Annotated in this window: 3 protein-coding genes; 1 reads left to right on the top strand and 2 read right to left on the bottom strand. The window is 66.3% G+C overall.

Features of this window, described 5'->3' with window-relative positions; all coding sequences use genetic code 11:
• The coding region (locus RJQ10_RS14710; protein ID WP_350147920.1) for a PadR family transcriptional regulator at window positions 1-271 on the bottom strand (271 nt) is incomplete at its 3' end.
• A gap of 137 nt (window positions 272-408) precedes the next feature.
• On the opposite strand from RJQ10_RS14710, the gene RJQ10_RS14705 reads away from it, so the two are divergent.
• Entirely contained in the window at window positions 409-1,374 is a 966-nt protein-coding gene (locus tag RJQ10_RS14705; RefSeq protein ID WP_350147918.1) for an NAD(P)H-dependent flavin oxidoreductase, read from the top strand.
• A 41-nt stretch (window positions 1,375-1,415) separates the two neighbouring features.
• Here the strand turns inward: RJQ10_RS14705 and RJQ10_RS14700 are convergent.
• Window positions 1,416-3,676 (bottom strand): indolepyruvate ferredoxin oxidoreductase family protein (locus RJQ10_RS14700; protein WP_350147916.1); only part of this gene is annotated, 2,261 nt, incomplete at its 5' end.

Raw genomic sequence — 3,676 nt, 5'->3', positions numbered from 1 at the left:
CCTGTACCCGGCCGTTGCCCAGCACCCAGTCCGCCAGGGCCTCCTGTCCCGGGGCCGTCAGGCCGTAGACGATCTTGTCCGGCTTGCCGGCCTGGGGCACGGTTTCCCGCCGCAGCCAACCCTTGTCCGCCAGCTTGTGCAATTCCTGGTAGATCTGCTGGTGGCTGGCGCGCCAGAACAGGCCCAGCGACACATCGAAGGCTTTGGCCAGCTCATAGCCGGACATCTCGTCTTCCAGCAGCGCGGTCATGATGGCGTGGGACAGGGCCATGGCGGTGTCGGGCGTCCTCGTAAACGAATTTGTCCAGCTTACTCCCGACGCCTTTTTTATGCAAAAGGTTGCATATAATTTTTTTATGCAATAAATTGCACACATCGCCCCCTGACACTTACCCGGAGACTACCCCAATGGCACTTCCCGCCTCCCTCCAGGGCCGCCTGCGCCTGCCGGCCGTCGCTGCCCCCATGTTCATCATTTCCAATCCGGACCTGGTCATCGCCCAGTGCAAGGCCGGAATCGTCGGTTCTTTCCCGTCGCTGAATGCCCGCCCGGCGGAAAAGCTGGAGGAGTGGTTGCAGCAGATCACCTCCGAGCTGGACGCCTGGGACGCCGCCAACCCCGACACTCCGGCGGCACCGTTTGCGGTCAACCAGATCGTGCACGGCTCCAACGATCGCCTGCAGCACGACCTGGAGCTGTGCGTGAAGTACAAGGTGCCGATCGTGATCACCTCGCTTGGCGCCAAGGAGTTCGTCAACGAGGCGGTGCACTCCTACGGCGGCATCGTACTGCACGACATCATCAACAACCGCTTTGCCCGCAAGGCCATCGAGAAGGGCGCCGATGGCCTGATCGCGGTCGCCTCCGGCGCCGGCGGCCACGCCGGGCCGATCTCACCTTTCGCCCTGATACAGGAAATCCGCGCCTGGTTCGACGGCCCGCTGCTGCTGTCGGGCTCTATCGCCACCGGCGATGCCATCCTCGCTGCCCAGGCCATGGGGGCGGACCTGGGTTATATCGGCTCCGCCTTTATCGCCACCGTGGAGGCCAACGCCGAGCAGGCCTACAAGCAGGCGGTGGTGGACTGCGGCGCCTCCGATATCGTCTACAGCAACCTGTTCACCGGCATCCACGGCAACTACCTGCGCCCCTCCATCGAGGCGGCGGGGCTGGACCCGGACAAGCTGCCCGAGAGCGACCCCTCGGCAATGAACTTTGGCTCCGGCGGCAACAGTGACAGCAAGGCCTGGAAGGATATCTGGGGCTGCGGCCAGGGCATCGGCGCGGTCAGGGAAATCCTGCCGGTCGCGGAGCTGGTGGCGCGCCTGCAGCGGGAATACGCCGCCGCCCGCGAGCGCCTGCTGGCGGCCTGAGCCCGCTCCGGCGACGGCACCAGCCGCCTTGCGGGCGAGGGTCAGGCGCCGACACCGGCACCCGCGGCGGCGTATAACTGCACTGCGGCCAGCGGATCGTGGAAGCGCTGCAGCAGCTCCGCCCGCTGCTGCTGGTAACGGGCCACAGATTCCGCCTTGACCGGACCATAACCGCGTACATCCTCGGGTAGCCGGGCGGCTTGCAACGCCAGCTCGAAGTTGCCAGGGGCCAGCTCCGCCAGCAACTCGCTCACCAGCGCCCGGTAGTCGACGATCAGGGCCCGCTCCTGGCGCCGGTCCGGATGGTAGCCAAAGGGATCAAGCCGGGTACCGCGCAAGCCGCGAAAGCGTGCCAGCAGGGCAAAGGCCCGCAGCATCCACGGCCCGAAGCTGCGCTTGCGCGGCCGCCCCTGTTCGTCCAAACCACGGCTGAACACGGGCGGCGCGAGATGGAACTGCAGGGTGTAATCCCCCTCAAAGGTCGCCTCCAGCTGCTTGCGGAACTCGCCGTCGGTATACAGCCGGGCGACTTCATACTCGTCCTTGTAGGCCATCAGCTTGTACAGGTTGCGCGCCACAGCCTCTGCAAGAGCCGTGCTACCGGGCTTGATTGCCTGCTCCCTGGCCTTTACGGCGGCGACAAAATCGCGGTATTCCCGGGCCAGAGATTCGTTCTGGTACTGCACCAGCAGGCCCGCGCGATGCTCGACAATCTCCTCCAGGCTCGGCGGCAGGGACGGTACCTGCACCAGTCCCGCGACCCGGGCCACATAGTCGGCGTCCACCGCCGCCACCCGGCCCCAGGCGAAAGCCTGCAGGTTTTCCGCCACGTTGACGCCGTTCAGGGCCAGCGCCTGTTCCAGGGCCGCCAGCGACACCGGCACCAGGCCCTGCTGCCAGGCGTGGCCCAGCAGGAACACGTTGGCGTAGACCGTATTGCCGAGAATGCGCTCCATCAGTTCGTTGGCGGGCACCGTGTGCAGCCGTTCCTCGCCAACCGCGGCCGTTATGGCGGCCTCGCGCTCGCGCATCCGGATATCGGCGTTGCGGTTGCGCACGAACTGGCCGCTGGGCACTTCGCTGTGATTGACCAGCACCCGGGTCCGCTCCCGGGCCAGCACCCGCACCGTGCGCGGATCGGTGCCGACCACGATATCGCAGGCGACCACGGCGTCGGCACAGCCGTCGGCAATGCGCACCTGGTTGAGCGCGGCGGGACTGCTGCCGATGCGGATGTGGCTGATCACCGCCCCACCCTTCTGGGCGAAGCCGGTGAAATCCAGCACGCTGGCACCCTTGCCCTCCAGGTGTGCGGCCATCGTGATCAATGCGCCCACGGTGACTACGCCGGTGCCGCCAATACCCGCCACCAGCAGGTTGAAGTTGTCGCTGAGGGCTGCCTCCGCCGGCAGCGGCAGCCCCGCCACCCGGCTTTCGAGCTCATCGCCAACGGGGTCCGCCGTCGAACGCCGCAGGCGGCCGCCGAGCACCGACACAAAACTGGGGCAGAAGCCCTTGACGCAGGAATAGTCCTTGTTGCACGAGGACTGGTCGATCTTGCGCTTGCGCCCGAGTTCGGTGTCCACCGGGTAGATGGAGAGACAGTTGGATTGCACGGAACAGTCGCCGCAGCCCTCGCACACGGCCTGGTTGATAAACATGCGCCGGTCCGGGTCCGGGTAGGCGCCCTTCTTGCGCAGGCGCCGCTTCTCCGCGGCGCAGGTCTGGTCGTAGATAAGAACGGTAACGCCTGCGGTATCCCGCAATTCCCGCTGTACCGCGTCCAGCTCATCCCGGTGGTGGAAACTGGTGGCGGCGGGAAACAGTGCCTTGTCAGTGTATTTCTCCGGCTCGTCGCTCATTACCGCGATGCGCTGCACGCCCTCGGAACGCACCTGGTTGGCAATCGCCGGCACGGTGATGACCCCGTCCACCGGCTGGCCGCCGGTCATGGCCACGGCGTCGTTGAACAGGATCTTGTAGGTGATGTTCACGTTGGCGGCGACGCAGGCGCGGATGGCCAGCAGGCCGGAATGGAAATAGGTGCCGTCGCCCAGGTTCTGGAACACGTGCGTGGTCTTGGTGAACGGCGCCTGGCCGATCCAGTTGGCGCCCTCGCCGCCCATGTGGGTGTGGGTGCCAGTGTCGCGCTCCATGTAGGTGGCCATGAAGTGGCAGCCGATACCCGCCAGCGCCTTGCTGCCCTCGGGCACCCGGGTGGAGGTGTTGTGGGGGCAGCCGGCGCAGAAATAGGGGGTACGCTTGACGTCGGTGGGCACGCTGATCACCACCTGCCGCGCCC

The organism is Haliea sp., assembly GCF_040222615.1.
In the GTDB taxonomy this organism is placed as follows: Bacteria; Pseudomonadota; Gammaproteobacteria; order Pseudomonadales; family Halieaceae; genus Haliea.
The sequence above is the reverse complement of the archived record's forward strand: the minus strand, read 5'-3'. Positions and strand labels throughout refer to the sequence as shown.